20 protein-coding genes are annotated in these 21,996 nt (G+C 39.5%); 13 read left to right on the forward strand and 7 right to left on the reverse strand.

Features of this window, described 5'->3' with window-relative positions:
- Positions 1-21: 21 nt before the first annotated feature.
- On the reverse strand, positions 22-627 hold the full coding sequence (locus BUF13_RS12025; RefSeq protein WP_243839736.1) for an HD domain-containing protein: 606 nt from the start codon (positions 625-627) through the stop codon (positions 22-24).
- Positions 628-712: 85 nt separating this feature from the next.
- Between BUF13_RS12025 and BUF13_RS12030 the strand changes: the two genes are divergently transcribed.
- Positions 713-1,783, forward strand: a complete 1,071-nt coding sequence (locus BUF13_RS12030) for a PAS domain-containing protein (RefSeq protein ID WP_073572051.1) — start codon at positions 713-715, stop codon at positions 1,781-1,783.
- A gap of 42 nt (positions 1,784-1,825) precedes the next feature.
- On the opposite strand, the gene BUF13_RS12035 is transcribed toward BUF13_RS12030, so the two are convergent.
- Positions 1,826-2,698 carry an SDR family oxidoreductase gene (locus BUF13_RS12035; RefSeq protein ID WP_073572454.1) on the reverse strand — a complete coding sequence of 291 codons (873 nt, stop codon included), beginning with the start codon at positions 2,696-2,698 and terminating at the stop codon, positions 1,826-1,828.
- A gap of 84 nt (positions 2,699-2,782) precedes the next feature.
- On the opposite strand from BUF13_RS12035, the gene BUF13_RS12040 reads away from it, so the two are divergent.
- Positions 2,783-3,589, forward strand: a complete 807-nt coding sequence (locus tag BUF13_RS12040) for a hypothetical protein (protein ID WP_134204444.1) — start codon at positions 2,783-2,785, stop codon at positions 3,587-3,589.
- A 50-nt stretch (positions 3,590-3,639) separates the two neighbouring features.
- Here BUF13_RS12040 and ahcY read toward each other — a convergent pair whose 3' ends face one another.
- Both ahcY and BUF13_RS12050 read right to left on the reverse strand, forming a co-directional pair.
- Positions 3,640-4,959 carry an adenosylhomocysteinase gene (gene ahcY, locus BUF13_RS12045; protein ID WP_073572455.1) on the reverse strand — a complete coding sequence of 440 codons (1,320 nt, stop codon included), beginning with the start codon at positions 4,957-4,959 and terminating at the stop codon, positions 3,640-3,642.
- Between the two features lie 76 nt (positions 4,960-5,035).
- Positions 5,036-5,806: a biotin--[acetyl-CoA-carboxylase] ligase gene (locus tag BUF13_RS12050; RefSeq protein WP_073572053.1), complete on the reverse strand. Its 771-nt coding sequence runs from the start codon at positions 5,804-5,806 to the stop codon at positions 5,036-5,038.
- Positions 5,807-5,869: 63 nt separating this feature from the next.
- Between BUF13_RS12050 and rsfS the strand changes: the two genes are divergently transcribed.
- From rsfS to BUF13_RS12070, 4 genes are all read left to right on the forward strand, one after another.
- A complete protein-coding gene (rsfS, locus tag BUF13_RS12055) occupies positions 5,870-6,217 on the forward strand; it encodes a ribosome silencing factor (protein ID WP_073572054.1) in 348 nt (115 codons plus the stop codon).
- Between the two features lie 64 nt (positions 6,218-6,281).
- Positions 6,282-8,348: an ATP-dependent zinc metalloprotease FtsH gene (ftsH, locus tag BUF13_RS12060; protein ID WP_073572055.1), complete on the forward strand. Its 2,067-nt coding sequence runs from the start codon at positions 6,282-6,284 to the stop codon at positions 8,346-8,348.
- 65 nt (positions 8,349-8,413) lie between these two features.
- A complete protein-coding gene (locus BUF13_RS12065) occupies positions 8,414-9,190 on the forward strand; it encodes a UDP-2,3-diacylglucosamine diphosphatase (protein ID WP_083586442.1) in 777 nt (258 codons plus the stop codon).
- A complete protein-coding gene (locus BUF13_RS12070; protein WP_073572056.1) occupies positions 9,187-10,011 on the forward strand; it encodes a hypothetical protein in 825 nt (274 codons plus the stop codon). Before BUF13_RS12065 ends, BUF13_RS12070 begins: the two co-directional genes overlap by 4 nt.
- Before the next feature lie 16 nt (positions 10,012-10,027).
- Here the strand turns inward: BUF13_RS12070 and BUF13_RS12075 are convergent, their stop codons facing one another.
- The 3 genes from BUF13_RS12075 to BUF13_RS12085 form a co-directional block, all read right to left on the reverse strand.
- Positions 10,028-10,885 (reverse strand): inositol oxygenase family protein, encoded by an 858-nt coding sequence (locus BUF13_RS12075; protein WP_073572057.1) that lies wholly within the window; start codon positions 10,883-10,885, stop codon positions 10,028-10,030.
- Between the two features lie 40 nt (positions 10,886-10,925).
- Positions 10,926-12,503 carry a solute:sodium symporter family transporter gene (locus BUF13_RS12080; protein WP_073572058.1) on the reverse strand — a complete coding sequence of 526 codons (1,578 nt, stop codon included), beginning with the start codon at positions 12,501-12,503 and terminating at the stop codon, positions 10,926-10,928.
- A 144-nt stretch (positions 12,504-12,647) separates the two neighbouring features.
- On the reverse strand, positions 12,648-13,073 hold the full coding sequence (locus BUF13_RS12085) for an FKBP-type peptidyl-prolyl cis-trans isomerase (protein ID WP_073572457.1): 426 nt from the start codon (positions 13,071-13,073) through the stop codon (positions 12,648-12,650).
- Between the two features lie 197 nt (positions 13,074-13,270).
- Here BUF13_RS12085 and BUF13_RS12090 point away from each other — a divergent pair, with 197 nt between their 5' ends.
- The 7 genes from BUF13_RS12090 (at position 13,271) to BUF13_RS20525 (ending at position 21,975) form a co-directional block, all read left to right on the forward strand.
- A complete protein-coding gene (locus tag BUF13_RS12090; protein WP_073572059.1) occupies positions 13,271-14,653 on the forward strand; it encodes a sigma-54-dependent transcriptional regulator in 1,383 nt (460 codons plus the stop codon).
- Complete coding sequence (locus BUF13_RS12095; RefSeq protein ID WP_073572060.1) at positions 14,643-15,986, forward strand: sensor histidine kinase; 1,344 nt, start codon at positions 14,643-14,645, stop codon at positions 15,984-15,986. Before BUF13_RS12090 ends, BUF13_RS12095 begins: the two co-directional genes overlap by 11 nt.
- 43 nt (positions 15,987-16,029) lie before the next feature.
- The gene (locus BUF13_RS12100; RefSeq protein ID WP_073572061.1) at positions 16,030-17,646 is read left to right on the forward strand and encodes a glycosyltransferase family 39 protein; all 1,617 of its coding nucleotides are present in this window, start codon (positions 16,030-16,032) and stop codon (positions 17,644-17,646) included.
- Positions 17,647-17,695: 49 nt separating this feature from the next.
- The gene (locus BUF13_RS12105) at positions 17,696-18,277 is read left to right on the forward strand and encodes an alpha-ketoglutarate-dependent dioxygenase AlkB (protein ID WP_073572062.1); all 582 of its coding nucleotides are present in this window, start codon (positions 17,696-17,698) and stop codon (positions 18,275-18,277) included.
- A gap of 16 nt (positions 18,278-18,293) precedes the next feature.
- On the forward strand, positions 18,294-19,103 hold the full coding sequence (locus BUF13_RS12110) for a sialate O-acetylesterase (protein WP_073572063.1): 810 nt from the start codon (positions 18,294-18,296) through the stop codon (positions 19,101-19,103).
- A 93-nt stretch (positions 19,104-19,196) separates the two neighbouring features.
- Positions 19,197-20,411 (forward strand): hypothetical protein, encoded by a 1,215-nt coding sequence (locus tag BUF13_RS20520; protein WP_134204446.1) that lies wholly within the window; start codon positions 19,197-19,199, stop codon positions 20,409-20,411.
- Positions 20,404-21,975, forward strand: a complete 1,572-nt coding sequence (locus BUF13_RS20525; RefSeq protein ID WP_166669829.1) for a formylglycine-generating enzyme family protein — start codon at positions 20,404-20,406, stop codon at positions 21,973-21,975. The genes BUF13_RS20520 and BUF13_RS20525 overlap by 8 nt, the downstream gene beginning before the upstream one ends.
- The last annotated feature ends 21 nt before the right edge of the window (positions 21,976-21,996 follow it).

Genomic DNA, 21,996 nt, shown 5'->3' on the forward strand with positions numbered 1-21,996 from the left:
AACCAATGATTCTTGAAAATCTTAAAGCAAAAACTTATCCCTTGTATCAATTTGGTTAATCACTACAAACTGGATCAATTCATCAAGAGAAATCCCAGCCCTATTTGCAGCATCAGAAATATCTTCACGGCTTACCTGCGCGGCAAATGATTTATCCTTCAGCCGCTTCTTCACCCCTTTGACATTCATACCCACATACCCTTCTGGTCTCATTAGAGAATAGGCATGTATCAATCCACTCAATTCATCAAAAGCATATAACATTTTGTCCATATCAGACTTTGGTTCCACTCCAAAGTATTTAGGACCATGTGATGCAATTGCACGAATAATTTCTGGGTCAACCCCTCTTGACTCCAGCTCTTCTATGATTAGCCTACAATGACTTTCTGGCCACTTTTCCCAGTCGGCATCATGAAGCAAACCAGCCAAATACCATCTATATTGATCAGATTCTGACAAACCCTTTGTCTCGGCAAATGCAGCCATCAAGTGAGCCACCTGCTTCATATGAGCAATTAATTTTTCATTTTTCACCCAATCATTCAATAATTCAAACGCCTCGTCTTCAGGGATTACTTTTCCGTAATCTTCATCTTTCCCAAATCGATCCCGATTTAATTTCATTGACTCAAAATTCATTTTAAATATAATTTTATGTATTTTGTATAATATTTTATGTAATTAATAATTACTTAGTTATTTTTACCCCATGAATAACGCGAAGTCATTGGAGATTTTGGGAGAACTAGCCATTAGTTCAGAATACTTTATGCAGGTAACCTTGGATGCGAAAGGAAATGTATTGAATTCTGACTCTGGGATAGGACCGACACCTTCTCTATTTGACCAAAGTAAGCCTCCTATTACCTTTTCAGACTGCTTCATATCTTCCGACTGGATAAAATATGAAAATAACAGATTAAAAGCCTGGAAAAGCCACCATCAATCTTTCATGGTGGATCTACAGAAAATAAATTATCCTTCCGGAAATCTTTTAAAAACGAAATGGGAGTTCTTTTTTCTCCCTGATCAATTAGGAACCTGCATTGGAATAGGCCATCCTTTGGAGCCTATTCAGCCTTATAATCTCCAATTAGGAGAATTCATGGATAAAGAATCTTCCTCCAACGAAATATTAGACACATTATTGGAAGATCGTCTATTAGGGTTTTGGGAACTGCATCCGTTTGAAAAAACCAATTCTATCAGCTCCGGAATAGCCTTGACTCTAGGATATTCTAAAAAGGATTTAGAATCTTTAGGAAAAATTTCATGGGAAAAGCATATTCACCCCGATGATTTCAAAACCTTGACTAAAGAATTGGATTACCATTTCAAAACTGCCGGTGGAGTCCCATTCAAAAAAGAATTGCGATTGATTTCGAAAAGAAACCAAACTATTTGGGTAATGGCTTATGGTAAAGCAATCCAATGGGCCAGCGACGGACTTCCCAATAAGGTGCAAGGAATAATCATCGATATTACCGAAAGAAAAAAACAAGAGCTCTGGATTCAAGAACACCATCATTTTTTAAGAGAATTAGCCTATCAACAATCGCATACATTGAGGGCGAGAGTCGCTAACATTCTGGGCCTGATCGATATTCTAGGAATTGAAGCTCAAAGCTTAGAAGTAAAAAGGATCGTAGAAATCATCAAAAATGAAACAATTCAGCTAGATCAGGCATTGAAAAAAAGCATCAAAGAATCTGTTCAGCAAAACAAGAGTCTTGAAAAGGACGCAAGTTCTACTTCTCTAGATAGGCCTACAAATCCCTGATTTTCCATTTTGATTTCAAATAGCCCCAAATCACCTTGGGGCTCATGGCTTTTTTCCGCGACTGGCTTCCATCATGTCCCACATTTCCTGAGGGATTTTATCCAGGTTATTAAATTCTCCAGCGCCTTTCAACCATTCTCCCCCATCTATTGTCATCACTTCTCCATTGACAAAGGAAGAAAAATCAGAGACTAAATAAGCCGCCAAATTCGCCAGTTCTTGATGTTCCCCCACTCTTCCAACCGGAACTTTTTTAGCAGGATCAAATTTCTTTACCAATTCACCCGGTAACAACCTGCTCCAGGCACCCTCCGTTGGAAAAGGCCCAGGAGCTATGGCATTTGACCTAATTCCATATTTTGCCCATTCCACAGCCAAAGACCTAGTCATAGCCAACACTCCAGCCTTGGCTGCAGCTGATGGGACCACGTATCCTGATCCTGTCCAGGCATAAGTAGTCACAATATTCAAAAAAGTACCTGTTTGCTTTTTAGATATCCAGTCTTTACCTGCTGTTAGAGTCACTTGAGAAGTTCCTTTCAAAACGATATCCAAAACAGTATTGAAGGCATTGGTTGAAAGTCTTTCGGTAGGACTTATGAAGTTTCCTGCGGCATTGTTTAAGACCACATGGATTTCTCCAAACTCAGTAACAGCATCCTCCCACATTTTCTCAACTTGCTCAATTTCACGTACGTCACAGGACAAGGGAAGAACTTTTCCTCCTTTCTGCCCCATCATTTCTTTGGCAGTAGCTTCCAACACATCCAACTTCCTTGAAGTAATCACCAAATTCGCTCCAAGCTCCAAAAAGTATTCTCCCATTGACTTCCCTAAACCAGTTCCTCCACCAGTGATGAGAATGTTTTTTCCTTTCAAAGCCCCTTCCTTGAGCATGCCTTCTTTTAAAATCATGGTAAATTTGGATTTATGTTGATCCAAGATAAAGACTCGGCCTGGTAATTGAAAGAGAAACATCCAGTCAAAAGACTTCATTCAATGAGAAAAATTCAAACTTCACTTTTTTTCCTTTTCCTAATTTTAGCAGCTTGTAAAGAGGACGCGGATAAAGTAATCCATACCAATCTTCCTCTAGAAGCTACCCAATTGTTGGAAACCTCTACTTCTTGGGGCGAGAGCATTTATTTCACGGCTTTGAATTTTCAGAATTATGAGCGCTTGGACACCTTAAATTTGCCAGGCTGTCCAACTATCACTATCGAAGAAGGGATTCGATCAGTAGAATTAGATTTTGACAATCCATTGGAATGCAATCTTGAAAACTATGTAGCAAGAACTGGGAAGATCACGATCAATTATGGTTTGATTTCACTGGAGTCAACTTCAAGATGGACTGTGGCATTTGAAAACTATTCTTTTGGAAATGTCTCAATAACTGGCTCAAAAACCTTTAATCAGTCATCACCAGATAATATCCAGGAGACTTTTGAAAATCTTACTTTTAAATCTTCTGAAAATTTATCTACAACTCTTTCGGGAACCTTCAATCATACACTAAACAGAACCGACACGCTATTAAATTCTATCAGTACAAGCGGAGTTGGTATAGGGACAAATCCAGCAGGAAGAACATTTGATTGGGAGATAACAGAACCAAGAATTACTGATTTAAATTGTCTGAATTCAAGTGAATATCTTCCTCAGGCAGGAAAGGAAAACTGGACAATCAGTCGATCTCCCGGAAGAGAGGTGATGCACTCTTTGGAATACATTGCTTTGGATTCTTGTAAAGTACAGGTTGATGCTAAACTCTCAGATGGAAGAAATCTTATTCTTAACCCATAAAAAAAGCCTTGAGGAAATCCTCAAGGCTTTATATTTTATAACTATAACTATTAGTATCTGTAATATTCTGGTTTGAATGGACCTTCAACAGCTACCCCAATGTAAGTAGCTTGCTCTTCAGAAAGCGTATCCAATTCAACACCCAATTTAGCCAAATGCAAGGCTGCTACTTTTTCATCTAGGTTCTTTGGAAGAACATAAACGCCTGGCTGGTATTCACCGTGCTTTTCCCAAAGCTCCAATTGAGCCAAAGTTTGGTTGGTGAATGAGTTAGACATTACGAATGAAGGGTGTCCAGTTGCACAACCCAAGTTCACCAATCTACCTTCTGCCAAAATGATCAACTCATTTCCATCTACGTTGTACAAGTCAACTTGAGGCTTGATCACGTTTTTGGTATCACCATAGTTTTTGTTCAACCAAGCCATATCGATTTCATTGTCGAAGTGGCCGATGTTACAAACGATAGTTTTATCTCTCATAGCTTTGAAATGCTCACCTGAGATAATATCCTTGTTTCCTGTAGCAGTTACGATGATATCAGCTTCTTTTACTGCATCAACCATCTTTTTCACTGCAAAACCGTCCATTGCAGCCTGAAGTGCACAGATTGGATCGATTTCAGTTACAATAACTCTAGCCCCAGCACCTCTCAAGGAAGCAGCAGAACCTTTTCCAACATCACCATATCCAGCCACAACAGCTACTTTACCGGCCATCATCACATCAGTAGCACGACGAATCGCATCTACCAAAGACTCTTTACAACCGTATTTGTTATCGAATTTAGACTTAGTCACAGAATCATTCACGTTGATTGCAGGCAATGGAAGAGTTCCATTTTTCATTCTTTCATACAATCTGTGAACACCAGTAGTAGTTTCTTCAGACAATCCTCTGATTCCAGCTACCAACTCAGGATACTGATCCAAGACCATATTGGTCAAATCACCACCATCATCCAAAATCATGTTCAACGGAGCTCTTTCTTCACCGAAGAAAAGAGTCTGCTCAATACACCAATCAAATTCTTCAGCAGTCATACCTTTCCAAGCATAAACAGAAATACCAGCAGCAGCAATTGCAGCAGCAGCATGATCCTGAGTAGAGAAGATATTACAAGAAGACCAAGTCACCTCAGCACCTAGAGCAACCAAAGTTTCGATCAAAACAGCAGTTTGGATTGTCATGTGAAGACATCCTGCGATTTTGGCTCCCTTCAATGGCTGAGAAGCACCGAATTCTTCTCTCAAAGCCATCAAACCAGGCATTTCTGCTTCTGCCAATTTGATTTCTTTTCTTCCCCAATCTGCTAGGGAAATATCTTTCACTTTATACTGAATGAATTTTTCAGATTGAATTTCTGACATAGTATTATGATTTATTTGTCTCGAGACTTTTTCAAAAACTTCCGCAAAGGTACCTCTAAATAATGGGATTTTAAAATCAACTGTGGTACTTGGGAAACTGAATGGTTTTGAATTCAAAACACTGGATTTCACCATTTTTCGATTCTATTTCAAGTCTTCCAAAAGAATCCACTCCCACTATTTTACCTATAAATTTTCCAGTTGGAATTTGAAATTCGGCCCATTCATCCATTAAAAACAAATGAGACAGGTAAGTGTTTTTGATTTGTTTAAATTCCCTCTTTTTCAAGGTCAAATAATGTCTTTCAATACGAGTAATCAAAAGCCGAAATAGCTCTTCTAGATTCAATTCAGATCCTGTCACTTTTCTCAAAGATGTTGGTCCTTCCATCGGAAAATCTACCTGATTTACATTCAAACCCAGCCCGACTACTGCGTATTCCCAACCATTTGAGCCTAAAGAGTTTTCTATCAATATTCCCCCAAGCTTTCCAAAACCTGGAACAATCAAATCGTTGGGCCACTTGAGTTGCAGGATTGAAGTATATTCAACTAAAACCTCATAAATTGAATTGGAAATGGCCATATTCAGGTAAAATTGTTCTGAAACATCCAAGAAATCAGGCCGAAGGACCAAAGAAAAAGTCAGGTTTTTACCAGGCTCAACCGACCAGGTATTTCCTCGTTGACCTTTTCCCAAAGTCTGGTTTTCTGTAATGATTATCGTACCTTCCTTGGCGGTTCTTTCTCTGACTAATTGGAGGGCTTTGTCATTGGTGGAGTGACACTCTGACAGGAAATGAACATCTTTCCCCAAAAAAATGGTGTTGGCAAGAATTTTATACATAAGTTTCCGAATTGCCCGCTACCCATTAGATTTAAGCAGGCATTGCAAAATTAACCAATAAATATGACAGCAGAAGAGCTGAGCAAGATCATCGTCAAAGGAATGGAAGAGAAAAAAGCTTCCAACATTGTGGTGATGGACCTTAGAAACATTAAAAATACAGTTAGTGACTTTTTTGTTTTATGCTCGGGCGGTTCCGACACCCAAATTGAAGCCATCTCCGATTCTATTGAAGAACAGGTGATCAAAGCTGGAGAATCCGCCCCATACAGAAGCGAAGGAAAAAGTGGCAAACAGTGGATCCTAATGGATTATGTCGATGTGGTTGCCCACATTTTCCTAAAAGATAGAAGAGAGTTTTTCGGATTGGAAGAACTTTGGGGAGATGCAAAAATCACCCGAGTTGAATAAAGTTGTCAAACTTTAATCAAGTCAACCCGTTTTACCTTAAGTTTAGAGAATTACCTACTAATCAATGAGCGATACTAATAAAAGCAAAAAATTTGTCCCAAAACCTCCTCAAAAACCCAACTTTCAGCTTTGGCTGATCGTGACGGCTGTTTTGGTATTGATCGGACTGACCTGGATCAACCAAAGAGGGGCTATGGTAGACATTACCAAAAAGCGATTTGAAGACATGTACGAGGCCGGAGATGTGGCCAAAGTCGTGTTAGTAAAAAATATGGACCGCGTGGATGTGACTTTGAAGCCTTCCGCATTATCCAAAGACAAATACAAAAACGAACTGGAATCCAATGCAACCTTCTTTAATCCGAATGGGCCACATTACTCCTTGCAAGTAGCTTCAGGCGATAAATTCGCGGAAGATTTTGACGCTTTGGAACAAAAAGTCAGTCCTGAAAATAGGATTGGATATTCAGTCACTTCAGAAGAAAACTGGAGTAGTTGGTTTGGAAGCTTCGGATTCTTGATACTCCTTTTTGTATTCTTCTGGTTTATGATGAGAAGAATGGCCGGTCCTTCCGGTCCGGGAGGTCAGATTTTCAATGTGGGTAAATCGAAAGCTCAATTGTTCGACGCTGAAAACAAAGTCAAAATTACTTTTGACAATGTGGCAGGTTTGGATGAGGCCAAAGAGGAGATTCAAGAAATCGTAGAATTCCTTAAAAACCCTTCAAAATTCACTAAGCTGGGAGGTAAAATCCCTAAAGGTGCGCTCCTTGTAGGACCTCCGGGTACTGGTAAAACTTTGCTTGCAAAAGCTGTAGCTGGTGAAGCAGGCGTTCCTTTCTTTACGCTTTCAGGTTCTGACTTCGTGGAAATGTTTGTGGGTGTAGGTGCGGCTCGTGTTCGTGATCTATTCAAACAAGCAAAAGAAAAAGCTCCTTGTATCATTTTCATTGATGAGATTGATGCGATTGGTAGATCCAGAGGAAAAGGCCAAATGCCTGGATCCAATGATGAGAGAGAAAACACTTTGAACTCACTTTTGGTGGAAATGGATGGTTTCGGAACTGATACGGGTGTAATCGTATTGGCAGCAACTAACAGACCAGATGTATTGGATAGTGCCTTGTTGAGACCAGGTCGATTTGACAGACAGATCTCTATCGATAAGCCAGATATCGTGGGTAGAGAGGCAATTTTCAAAGTTCATTTGAAGCCTATCAAAATCTCCAATGATGTTGACGCTAAGAAATTGGCAGCACAAACTCCAGGGTTTGCTGGTGCAGAAATCGCTAACGTATGTAATGAGGCGGCATTGATCGCGGCACGTAGAAACAAAACTGCAGTAGATATGCAAGACTTCCAAGATGCGGTTGACAGAGTCATCGGTGGTCTTGAGAAGAAAAATAAAATCATCTCTCCAGAGGAAAAGAAAATTGTTGCCTATCACGAAGCAGGTCACGCTGTGGCTGGCTGGTTCTTGGAGCATGCTGATCCTTTGGTAAAAGTTAGTATCGTTCCTCGTGGGGTTGCAGCTTTGGGCTATGCTCAGTATTTGCCGAAAGAGCAATTCCTATATCAAACTGAGCAACTCATCGATGAGATGTGTATGACATTGGGAGGTAGAGCAGCTGAAGAAATCATCTTCGGAAAAATCTCAACAGGAGCCCTGAGTGACTTGGAAAGAATCACAAAATTGGCCTACTCTATCGTCTCGGTATATGGTATGAACGAGAAATTGGGTAATGTCTCTTTCTACGACAGCAAGAGTGATGGATACAAAATGACCAAGCCTTATTCTGAAGCAACAGCAGAATTGATCGACCAAGAAGTTCATAAACTGATTGATTTCGCTTATCAAAGAACATTGGATTTGTTAAGAGAAAGAAATGAGGAATTGGAAACATTGGCTCAGGAACTTCTTCAGAAAGAGATTCTATTCCAATCTGATTTGGAAAAGTTGATCGGCAAGAGGCCTTTTGCGAAGGAAACAACCTATCAGGCTTTCACCAACAAAAAAGAAGAATTGAAAGAGGATGCTCCAGCACCTGATTCAATCGAAAGTAGAAACAAACCAGAATCGGAAGTAGAACCAGTCCCGACACCGGAGCCGGATCCGAAACCTGAAAATTGATTTCATATTTAAAGCCCCGTTTCATCGGGGCTTTTTATTTTTGCAGTTGAATTTTATCTTTCATGATGCCTTCCCAACCAATCAATTATACCCTCGGGGACAAAAAACTATATTTCGCTTCTGATTTTCACTTGGGTGCACCCAATGAAGCCATTAGTAAGCAAAGAGAACAAAAAATCAATCGTTGGTTGGATCAAGTAAAAAAGGATGCTGCGGCGATATTTTTGGTGGGTGATATTTTTGACTTTTGGTTCGAATACAAGGAAGTCATTCCTAAAGGATTCATACCTTTTATTTCCAAAATCCATCAATTGCGAGAAGCTGGAATTCCAATCTTATTTTTCACTGGAAACCATGATCTGTGGATGAAAGACTATTTCACAAAGGAATTGGGAATCCCAGTATATCATCACCCAATCGAAATCGTAGTCAACAACAAATCCATTTTGATAGGCCATGGAGATGGATTAGGGCCGGGAGATCGCTCCTATAAGTTTTTGAAAAAAGTCTTTACAAACCCACTTGCAAAATGGCTATTCCGCTGGTTCCACCCAGATTTGGGAATCAAATTGGCAAAAGCTTGGTCTGGGAGCAGCCGAATTTCCAACATGGAGAAAAATGAAAATCATTTCTTAGGAGAGGATGAATGGCTTTGGCAGTATTGCAAAGAAGTAGAAGAAAGAAAACATCATGACTTATATATCTTCGGTCATCGCCATCTTCCTTTGGAACTGGAAGTAGGTAAAAACTCGACCTATTACAACTTGGGAGAATGGGTAAGTCAATACACTTATCTGGAACTTTCAGAATCTCAAGCTATTCTCAAGACTTTTGAAGGATGAAAAAGCTTTGGGTCATCTTCTTTTTGATTTCAGGACTTTTAAAAGCTCAAGAAGCTTTGACAGAAGATCCCATTGCAACCATTCCTTTTCAGCAATTAGACCTGATATCTTTCGACACAAAGGATCAGATATTTGCAAGCAACACAAAAGGGGACATTTATTTGTATGACTCAAAAGGGAGTCAAAAAAACTACTTCTCCCCTCCTAGACAGGGAAAATTGAATCAATTGGAAGCCAATTGGACAGTCAATATTTTCTCTTTTTCCTACGATCTCCAGTCTTATCAGATTTTAGATCGTTTTTTGAATCCTATTTCTGATGGAAGCCTCATGATCCCAGATATCAATTTGGCGAAAGCAGCCACTTTAGGAAACAACAATGTGGTTTGGATCTGGGATGAATCTGATTTTTCACTTAAACGAATGGACTTTTTACGAAAAATCATTCTCGACTCCCAGCCATTGAACCTGATTTTGGATATTGGGATTTTAGATGTGAAAGAAATCCGGGAATTCAAAAACATGCTCTTTATGAATGTACCTCAGACAGGTGTATTCATTTTTGACAATCAGGGGAATTTGATCAAAAAGCTAGAGCAACAGGGTATTGAAAGGTTATGCTTTTGGAAAGAATATCTTCTCTGGATTGAAAATGAAACCATTTGGTCGGTATCAATCGAAAATGGAGAAAAGTCTCCACTCATGGAATCGCCAATACCTGAAGCTACAGGAATTCAAATTGGGCAAGAAAACATTGCCATTTATGGCCAGGATAAAATCTACCTTTATCAGTTACCTGAAAAAATAAAGACCTTGAATTGATCAAGGTCTCTAGTGACTAAAACTTCAAAGTGTCTGGTAGAAATTTCGCTGCCAAATCCTCATAATAAGGCCTCAATTCCTTGACATTCGGCGGGACTGCTGCCTTGGAATACAAATCATATGGATTGAATTTATTGACCCACTCGAATAGTCTGTGATCATCTTTATTCATCAAATGTTCGTAGGCATTTTCTCTGTGTTGGGCATAGAAGCTATGGTATCGAAGCATGGCCAATCCCTCCTCGGGAAGATAATCCTTCATGATTTGATAGATGTACTCGTCATGTCCCCAAGACATATGCACGTTGTCGAGTCCGCAATTGGCCTCATATACGCCGTATTTGGTATTGAATCTGGAATCTTGGCTATCAGGATTGTCTTTGAAAAACTCAGGATAAACGATTTTATCAGAATGCTTGCATCCAACCGGAAAGGTATCTCCAACTACACACCATTGCGGCTCACCAAATAGACAAAGGACTTTCCCCAAATCATGCAAGAAGCCCGTTAAGACAAACCAGTCTGGATGCCCATCCGCTCTGATTGCTTCGGAAGTTTGAAGTAAGTGTTGGGTTTGATCCAAATCTGTATCAGGATCTGAATCATCAATTAGCGTATTTAGAAATTCAACAGCTTCCCAAAGGGTCATCTCCTTCCTATCGAATTTCAAAAAGTCTTTCTCCTTCCCGAGCACAAATTCATAAGTCTGATTGAGGTGGTTTTGCCGATAAAACTCACGAACTGTATCTCTTCCCGGATTCTCATAATTCCGGAATTCCTCCTTCGCTTTTTCAGGTTTACCTGGTTCTGGATAGCGCTGCAAAAGATCCTCTTCCCAGAGCTCTTCCATTTGATGCGGTGTCACTTCTTTCATACCGATAAAATTTACCCTAATATATTAATTTCCAATGATTTCAATTCCCAAGCCAGATATAAATCACAATTGTCAGAACCACTAACAATAAGCCTAAGTGATTGGCATATTTCCAAGGTTTCAAAGCAACCGACCCAGTATCCGTAGGCTTGAATGGATTGGTATTGGGATAGAAATAAGATACCCCAAACATCACCATCATATTCAAAACGAATTCAATCCCCCAAATGTGTACAAAATGGATATCCACAGGAAAAATAAATACTGTTAAAATATAGAATAAGAGACCTACAAAAAGTCCTGCTTTGGCTCCAGTTGCTGAGATTTTTGGAATAAATAATCCTGCTAGAATGATGCTGGCAATCGGAATGAAAAAGATCCCGTTTAGCTGCTGAAGCAATTGATACAATCCATCAGGTGCTCCGGCTACCATCGGAGCAGCGACAATAGCACAAATAGCCAAAATGATAGAGGTCAACTTACCTATCCAGACCAATTGTTTGTCACTAGCATTGACATTGAGATGTCTTTTGTAAATGCCTAAGCTGAATATCGTAGCGGTACTATTCAAAACACTATTGAATGTACTCAAAACTGCTCCCATCACCACAGCCGCAAAGAACCCAGTCAAACCCACCGGCAGAACCTTTTTTATTAATTCTGGATAAATCAAATCCTGAGTATCATAAAGACTATCTCCGAAATAGTAAAAACCTATTACTCCTGGTAAAATGATAATCAAAGGCACAAAAAGTTTTAAAACACCTGTATACAAAAGGCCTTTTTGGGCCTCTGCCAAATTCTTCGCTCCTAATGCCCTTTGAATAATCGGCTGATTCATACACCAGAAATAGAGCTGGTTGATCATCAAGCCTGTAAACAAAACCTCAAAAGGAAGCACAGAATCTTTTCCACCTATCACATTGAATTTTTCAGGAGCAGCATCGTAGACTTTTTGTAATCCACCGATCAAATTTCCCTCTCCAATGTCCCATAGTGCAAATCCCAAAACCAACAGACCACCTAAGAACAATCCAATTCCATTTATGGTATCTGAATAGGCCACCGCTTTCAAACCACCAAAAATGGCATAAATAGAGCCTATCACTCCTATCACAATTACCGTCAACCAAAGTCCTTCTTGATGGCTTATTTGAAAAGTCTCCGACACATTGAAAATGCTTTCCAAATTGATCGCCCCTGTGTATAAAACAATAGGCAATAATGTCACCACAAAGGATACAATTAGAAATAAAGCCACCATTGTCCTTGTCATCTGGTCAAACCTCATCTCCAAATACTGTGGAATGGTAGTCAGGCCCATTTTGAGATAATTGGGAATAAAATATAATGCTCCGATCACCAAAGCAATGGCGGAAGTCACCTCCCAGGCAATGATGATAAATCCATTTTTATAGGCTGATCCATTCATTCCGATTAGATGCTCAGTCGAAATATTGGTGAGCAGCATGGATCCAGCGATCACTACTCCTGTCAAACTCTTTCCCCCTAAAAAATATCCATCTTGGGTATTGAGCTTGTCTTTGCGAAGCTGGTACCAGGAAAAAAAAGCAACAAAGGCCGTGAAGGCTAAAAAAGAGAGAATGGTCAGGGTCATGTTAATTGGATTGGTGATTACCAAACTCTTAATATACTGGAGTTCCCTAACAAATTGCAGAAGAATTACGGAATCGTTTCAATTCTTCCACTAAACAAAAAAGGGCCATACTGGCCCTTTAATAAATTCTATTTGAATATCAGATTATCCGATTTTTACCAACTCAATGTCGAAAATCAAATCTTTTCCAGCCAACTGATGGTTTGCATCCAAAGTGATTTTCTCATCATCTACATGAATAACGATCACTGGCATTGGCTGACCATTTCCTCCCTGAAGAGTCAATTGCATTCCAATTTCTGGCTTGATGTCAGCAGGAACTTGAGTTCTTGGTACATCGATCAACATATCATCTCTGCGCTCACCGTAAGCTTCAGCAGCAGGAATAGTCACAGTTTTTTTATCTCCAACAGCCATTCCATTTACAGCTGCGTCAAATCCTTGAATCATCTGTCCTCCACCAACGGTGAATCCTAGTGGCTCGCGCTGAACTGAAGAATCAAATACAGATCCGTCTTCTAGTTTTCCAGTATAATGCACTTGGACGTTGTCACCTTTTTTTGCTTGCATGGTATTGTTTCTTTTTTTGTGAAAGCACAAAGGTACAAATAATACGCTGGCCAGAAAACCGTACGAATTCTTCAAAAATTGTCCGATAGCAGTATAAAATCGTACAAAACCGGACACTAATTCCTGAAAATTGCCGAAATTGAGCAAATAAGGGACTTGGCACCATTTTCCCCTATAAAAGAGCAAAACAATAGACTATGGAAAATCAAGACTTGGGAAAGATTCTGATCATCGACGATAATGAGGATTTACTTTTTGCGGCAAAAATGCTTTTGAAGAAACATGCCAAGGAAGTCACTATTGAAAAAGATCCTAGAAGAATTCCATTTTTGATCAACAACAACAGTTACGATGTCATTTTATTGGACATGAACTTCCGTGAGGATACCACCTCTGGCAAGGAAGGATTTTACTGGTTGAACCAAATTAAAGAAATAGACCCAAAAGCAGTTGTCATCTTAATCACCGCATTTGGTGATGTAGAGATGGCAGTTCAGGCATTGAAAGAAGGAGCAACAGACTTCATCTTAAAGCCATGGCAAAATGAAAAATTGCTAGCAACTCTGTCTGCGGCTGTTCGCCTTAAAGAAAGCTATAACGAAGTTGACAAGCTTCAGAAAAAGCAGAAGCAATTGCAGTCTGACCTGAAGAAGCCCTATACTGACATCATTGGTAGCAGTGCCGCGATGAAGAACATATTCTCCATCATCGACAAAGTAGCCCAAACAGATGCGAATGTCCTGATATTGGGAGAAAACGGAACAGGTAAAGAACTTATCGCCAGAGCTATCCATGAAAGATCATTGAGAAAAGATGAGATTTTCGTCGGAGTAGATATGGGAGCGATCACCGAAACACTTTTCGAATCTGAGCTTTTCGGACATAAAAAAGGAGCATTTACCGATGCCAAAGACGACAGAGCAGGTCGATTTGAAGTTGCAGACAAAGGCTCTTTGTTTTTGGATGAAATCGGAAACTTGTCCATGCCTTTACAATCCAAATTATTGACTGTTTTGCAAAAAAGAGAAGTAACTAGAATCGGTACCAATAAATCCATTCCAGTAGACATTCGTTTGATCTGTGCTACCAATATGCATGTGCATGAGATGGTGATGGAAAACACTTTCCGCCAAGATTTGCTTTACAGAATCAATACCGTGGAAATTTTCCTTCCTCCTTTGAGAGAGCGTCACGATGATATTCCACAGCTTTGCCAGCATTTCTTGAAACAGTATTCTCAAAAATATAGAAAGGATTTCAACAGCTTCACTCCTTCTGCAATGGAGCTTTTGCAAAGGTATCCTTGGCCTGGAAATATCCGTGAGCTTCAACATGCCATTGAAAGAGCTATCATCATGGCCGAAGGAGATCAGTTGGATTCTAGAGATTTCTTCTTCCTATCTGCCAAGCCAGCATCCGAAAAAGCCCCTGTCAACAACACGCTGAATTTGGATGACATGGAAAGAAGTACCATCCAAAGAGCAATTGACAAAAACGGTGGAAACATATCCAAAGCTGCCAAAGAACTGGGCTTGACCCGAGCTTCTTTGTACAGAAGATTAGAAAAGTATGGATTATAAAGTCGGATTATTAGGGCGGATTGTGCTACTGGCCGGCACCCTATTTTTGCTGGCATATACCATTTTCGATGAATGGGGAGTTTTTGTGACTTCCCTTTTCATCATTTTGGTAATTATTCAAATCATTTTTTTACTCCGCTACAGCGAAAGCTCATTTAAAAAAGTCCGGACATTTCTGGACAATATCAAACAGGATAAATATTCCCAAGTCTATCCAGTAAAGTTTGATGGAACCGAGACCGATGATCTCCATATTGAGTTTAATGCCATCTTGGCCAAGCTTAAAGAGGATCAGGCTGAGAAAGAAGCTAATTATCAGTACTTCCGATCCGTTTTCAAACATTTGAGCATAGGCTTGATCACTTTTGGTGAAAATGGGGAAATTCAGATTCTAAATGTTGCTGCCAAAAGAATCCTCAATGTAGACGAGCTGAAAAACATTGGAGAGATCGCGAATGTCAATAAAGAGCTTCATCTAGCCATTCAAAATCTTCGTACAGGAGGTTCGGAATTGATTAAAATCGCACATCCAGATGGGATTATGCAGCTTTCGGTTTATGTGATCGAGCTTTTGATGAGAGGTGAAAAATTCAAATTGGTTTCCCTTCAAAACATTCAGTCCGAACTGGAAGAAAAAGAAATGGAGGCTTGGCAGAATTTGGTGAAAATCCTGACCCATGAAATCATGAATTCCATTGCTCCTATTTCTTCACTGGCTGGCACTTTGAAATCGGATATTGAGCATAAAATCGAACATAATGAGGAAGCCACGGAAGAAGAGTTGGAAGACTTCCTGATGGGAATGGGAACCATCGAAAAGCGAAGTGAAGGCCTGATCAATTTTGTTTCAGACTTCAGAAGTTTGGCTCATATTCCTGCTCCAAAGTTCACTTCTATCCGTATTTCGCACCTTTTTGAACAATTGGAAACCTTGCTAAATCATCAGATCGAAACAGGAGGAATCAAGCTAATTCAGGAGATTGACCCTGAAGAATTGATTCTCTTTGGTGACCAAACTCAAATTGAACAGGTGATGATCAATTTGACTCAAAACGCAATTCAAGCTGTAGAAGAATCCGAGGAAAAAATCATTCGACTAAGAGCTTTTATTGATGAGGCGGGGAAGATCATAATCGAGGTATGTGATACTGGAAAAGGAATCGAGGAAGAGGCATTAAGCAAGATTTTCATTCCGTTTTTCACTACTAAAAAGAAAGGTTCAGGTATCGGTCTTTCACTTTCCAAACAAATCATGCGTCGACACAAAGGAAATATTCAGGTTCGATCGCAATTGGGAGAAGGAACTACTTTTAAACTGATTTTCAACGGATAATTTCGGAATCTTTATAAATTAAAAGCTCTAAAAATCAGCTTATATGAAAAAGTCAACTTTGGTATTTTCCTTTTTCATTTTAGCAAAGTTCTTATTGCAATACATCGCAGTTCATCCCGAATTTGAACTACATCGGGATGAATTTTTGCATTTAGACCAAGCACGACATTTGGCTTGGGGCTATTTATCTGTTCCTCCTTTTACCTCCTGGGTTTCTTTATTGATTCATTTTTTAGGAGGAGGAGAATTTTGGACTCGATTTATTCCAGCCCTTTTTGGAGCATTGACTATCGCCATAGTATGGGATATGATCAAAAGGCTTGGAGGAAACCTTTTTGCTCAAAGTTTAGCCTCTGTAGCCCTCTTGTGCTCAGCAATGATCCGTCTGAATATGCTCTATCAACCCAATTCGGTGGATATCCTGTGTTATACCCTGATTCCATATACTTTGATCAGGTATTTTGAACACAAAGAAAACAAATGGCTCTATGGGATGGCGCTGACTTTTGCTCTGGCAGCACTCAATAAATATAATATTGCCTTTTTGGGATTTGGTTTACTTCCTGCTTTGTTGATCACCAAGCAAGGCAGTCTATTTTCCAATAAGCATCTCTATTATTCCATTTTACTTCTTTTTGTCTTGATTTTGCCAAACATCATATGGCAAATCAACCATGGTTTCCCAGTGCTTAGACACATGGAATTATTGAAGGAATATCAATTGGTCAACAATAGTCGACTGGGATTCTGGATGGACCAGATTTTATTTTTCTACCCTTCCCTTGGATTATGGTTCCTGGGTCTGATTTATGTTTTGACCTCGAAAAAAACCAAGAAATATAGGTTCATTGGCTGGACCTATATTTTCACGATGGGGATTTTTACCTATCTACATGCCAAGGGCTATTATGCCATAGGAATGTATCCCGTTCTAATTGCATTTGGTTCAATCTGGGTATCTCAATGGATCCCGTCAAAATCAAAACAGCCGAACCCAGATGGGAATACTCCCCCTGTAGTTCCTGAAATGAGTATTACAGTGATCCTTGCTCTTTTTTCAAAAAAGAAATACCTGATCCAAACCTTAATTTTGATCATTCCGCCAATTCTTTTTTCATTGGCGTTTGACCTTATTCATCCATTTTATTCTCCTGAAAAAATTCTAGAATCACCTCCACCCTATTCCAAATTAGGTTTAAACACATGGGAGGACGGAAAAGAGTACCCTATTCCTCAGGATTTTTCAGATATGCTGGGGTGGTCGGAGTTAGCAGGATTGGTAGATGAAGCCTATGCCCAAATGCCAAAAGATGGCCGAACTCTCATCATTTGCGATAATTATGGAGAAGCTGGCGCCATCAACTTTTATACAAAAACACCAGGATTGGAAGCTTTTACCATGAATGCCGACTACCTCTATTGGTTTGATCTTGAAGAGCCTATAGACAACTTGATATTGGTATGGATGGCTGGTGAAGAAATCACAGACCGAGAATTAAATTTCTTTGAGGAATATAAAGAGATTGGGAAGGTGACAAACCCCTTATCACGTGAGAAAGGAACCACTGTTCACTACCTAAGAGGAGCCAAAGTAGACGTCAATTCTATTCTTGCAGGCGAGATCAAAGAGAAAAAACAACTTTGGGAAGAAAGAGATTAAGGATTCATTGCTGAAAAATGTATTTTGAGGAAATAAAACCAAACCCTACATGAAGCTTCCCTTGAACTGTCATGCTGAATACCTTCAAGACTTTTTGGAGACAAATGAAGCTAATGAGCTATTTCAAGAACTTTTTGACCTTGTAAAACCTCTAGATTACAAATTCAAAACCTTTTCTGGAGAAGTTGTAGAGACGGATTTTAAAAAAATAATTTTTCTAGAAAAAGAACTTAAAAATCAAAATGCCTTTCCTTTTGAATTTTGGGGAAATAGCATGGAAAAAACCGAAAGTTTATACGCTTTAACCAAGAAAATCGAATCCTATGTAGGGCAATATTTTGAGGTTTGTGTGCTAGTATTTTATCCTAATGGAAACTCTGGAGTTGATTTTCACTGTGATTTCTCTGCCTTTGGAGATACAACGACGATACCTTCTATCAGTCTAGGGGAGGAAAGAGAGTTTCAATTGAGAAACAAAGAATCCTGGGAAATATATTCAAAAGTATTAAGGCATGGAAGCATGATCATCATGGGAGAAAACTGTCAGAATAATTATGATCACAGCCTCCCAGTCAACCCTTCCTATATCAATCCAAGAATCAATCTTACATTCAGAAGGTACGGCTTTTAATCCATAGCAAGAATCCATGAAAACAGTTTTTTCTCTCCTCTCTTTTTTAGTACTCACTATTCAGCTTTCAGCCCAAGAAATCATCCAATTTTCAAAAAACCTGGACCCAAAAGAACCCTATGAAGTCATACTTTTGGCTGGTCAATCCAATATGGAAGGATTAGGAAAAGTATCAGATTTGAGTCCTATGAATTTCGGAAACATCCATTTTTTCGATTTCGGATTGAATTCAAACATGAAAAAGCAATCTGGGAACTTTGGGCCTGAAATAGGGCTTGCAAAAACGCTAAGCGAAAACTTTCCTGATCGAAAATTCATCTTCATCAAATACGCAATTGGTGGTTCCTCACTTCTGGATTGGGCTCCAAAATACGATGCTGAGAAAGCTAAAATTACCGGACACCCTGAGTTTGGAAACATGTACGCCCGACTTCTGGAGTTGACAGACAGCTTAACCAATGGGCTTAAAACTGAACCTGTGGCAATTCTCTGGATGCAGGGGGAGAGAGATGCCAGAGTCCCAGAGGCAGGAAAAGATTATTACAAAAATTTCAAATATCTAATTCAATCACTCAGGAAAGACCTAGATCATAAATCCCTTCCATTTCTTTTTGGAAAGGTAAATCCACCCCTAGAAACTTATTTAGCCTTGGAAACCGTAAATAGAGCTCAGGTTAAAACAGCTGATAAGATTAAAAACACCTTCCTCATTTCTACGGACAATCTAGATAAATGGGGAGACAATCTTCACTATTCAAGTCAAGGCCAATTGGAATTAGGAGAAAGATTTGGTGAAAAATTACTGGAAATATTAAAAGAAAATTGAAAGCTAAGAGGCACTTTCTTTCTAAACCATCTGGACTAAAACCCTTTCCATTCATCAAGGCATTTTTTATCTTGGAATTCATCCACTCCCCCTATGAGTTCAAGATATTTCATTCTCCTGTCGTTGCTTTTTCTTACCATTTTAAAAGGATTTTCCCAAGAAGCTCATATTTCATTTCAACTTGGTTCTGATCAATCCATAGAATCATTTCAAATCAAAGGGCAAACTTTCCAAATCGGTAGATCTGTCCCTTTATTTTCTTATCAAATAGGAGAATCACTTTTTTCTTCGATTCAGCCTTCTGATCAATTGGCTGTTTCCATGAGTCAAGATGGAGGTCATTGGAAAATCACTTTTAGCAACATTTCCCAGGACACGATTCAGCTCCACAATGTCATTCCTTTCTCAAAAGAAGGAACAGAAGTTTACATCACTGGAAATGGAAATCATGGACTTTCAAGAACACACCTTTTCTTGCCTGGCAAGGTACCAGTCAACGTGATCGTTCCTGACAATGCATGGGATCTTGGATATGCAGGGTTGGATTTAGATGGAGAATCAAAAATAGCATCGCTAACCAGACGGGACCGAGAAAGTATCCAAAAAGGTAGTCGAAGAAGATTTGAAACTTATTTATTCCCAGGTGGCTCTGTAGAATACCTTTTTTACCTTCTTCCTTATTCTGGAACTTGGCAAAATGGCTTAACTGAAGTATTTCAGAGAAAAATGCTTTGTGACATAGCCTATTTTGAAAATGAGCTTTTCGAAAGGAAAGATCTTCAATGGATTCGTCATAGCTACATCATGCACCTGATGTATGCTTGGGACAAGTTTTACTATGACATAGACAAAGAAGAATATACTTTACAGGACTTTTTAGCCAGAGGCAAAAAGCTTTACGGAGGCGATGATGTGGTCAGTATCTGGCCTACTTGGCCAACTTTAGGTTTGGATCAAAGAAATCAATTTGAGCTATTCGAAGACCTTCCTGGGGGACTAGAAGCCATGAGATCACAGGCTCAATTGAGCCGAGAAAAAGGGACCAAGTTTTTTGTTTGTTACAACCCTTGGGATGTCGGAACTGAAGAAAAAGACCATTTTGAAGGGTTATATGATTTGATTTTGGCCACGGATGCTGATGGGGTAGTTTTGGATACAAAAGCAGAGGCTGGCAAAGAATTTCAGGACGCTGCAGATCGGGCAAAATCAGGAGTAATCATGTATAGTGAAGGGATGGCAGTTCCTAAGTCCATGCCTACAATTGTTTCAGGAAGAGTCCATAATGCACTTTACTCCTCCGATGCTTAATCTGAACAAATTAATCAAACCCGAATTTGCGATTTTCAGAGTAGCGGAGCTTTTCAAGGAAAAAATCAAAAGGGAGTTTGCCACGGCTTTTTTCAATGGGTATGGCACTGAAATAAACATCATGGCTCCCGGTCAACCGGACTGGGTTGAGGAGCAATACTTTTTCTTGGGAAAAACTTCAAGGATCCTACGTGAAAACACTTTCAATTTTACTTCTCGAGGCTATACCCCCCTCCTTCCGACTACAGCGGACAATATCTGGGTAAATGAATGGAAAGCAGATGAAAAGACTGTTTATACCATTTACAGTACTATCCCACAAGGCTACAAAGGGAATTTATTCGAGGTAAAACCTGATGAAAAGAGTCACTTTGTAGATATCTGGTATCATGAAAATTTGGAACCTATTCAGGTAAATGGGAAATGGATGGTAGAAGCAAAGACTGATGCTTTTCCTGAATATGAATTAGGAACCAACAATGAAGGTGCTGTTGATTGCATTGCTCAATTCCCAATTATCCTTGAAGGAAAAATAGATGGGGACTTTATCCTGTTTTCTAGCACAAGAAATAAAGGTGAAATAAGACTTTGGGCAGGTAGCCCAAGCTATCAAAATGAGGCTGTTATTTTGGAGGCAAAGAATCAGTCCATTCGAATTTCAGAGCATTTTGGTCGATATGAAGGAGACTTTGTTTTACAATATTTGGAAGAGGGAATACTTAAAGATGAAATCATCCTCAATCTTAAACCAGGAACTCCTCGACGAATATCTTTTTCTCGAAAAACAGGCATTCCCCAAGAAGGTCCCAATCAAATGGTTATGGTTCCTTCAGGAAAATTTGAATACAAAACGACCAATGGAGATGCATTCATTCCTTATCCAAAACAGGATGAAGGAAAATTAATTGACATGGAATCATTTTGGATGGACCAATTCCCTGTTACCAATTCAGATTTTGAGGAATTTCTTGTTGCCAGCCGATATCAACCAACTGATCCATCCAACTTCTTGAAGCATTGGGAGAATGGTAAAATCCCAAAAGGAATCGAAAACCTACCCGTGATCTATGTGAGTTTGGAAGATGCCAAAGCCTATGCCGATTGGGCAGGAAAACGACTACCAACCGAGGCAGAATGGCAATATGCTGCACAAGCTGGTGAAGATAGAGAGTGGCCATGGAATCAGAAAACTCCAGTTACTAGAAGGCTTGAACCAGTAACTGAAACTTTGACCTTTGTCCATTTGGAAGGAATTGATTCCACATTGGTAAATTTAGGAAATGGAAAATTAGATCCAGTTGGTGTACATCCGAAAGGAGCCAATCCTTGGGGAATTCAAGATTTGGTTGGTTCAGTATGGCAACTGACTCAGGATGAATACCAATCAGGAAGTCATAAATATATCATCTTAAAAGGTGGTTCCTATTTCAAACCTTCTGGGTCCTGGTGGTATGTTCAAGGTGGTCCAAGAGAATTAACTCATCGCCAACAATTGTTGAGAGTAAGTCAGGGATTTGAAAGAAATGCAACTGTTGGGTTTCGATGTGTCATGGATGCAAACTAATCCAACCAACGCTATTCTCTT

The sequence above is a fragment of the Algoriphagus zhangzhouensis genome (genome assembly GCF_900148515.1).
In the GTDB taxonomy this organism is placed as follows: Bacteria; Bacteroidota; Bacteroidia; order Cytophagales; family Cyclobacteriaceae; genus Algoriphagus; species Algoriphagus zhangzhouensis.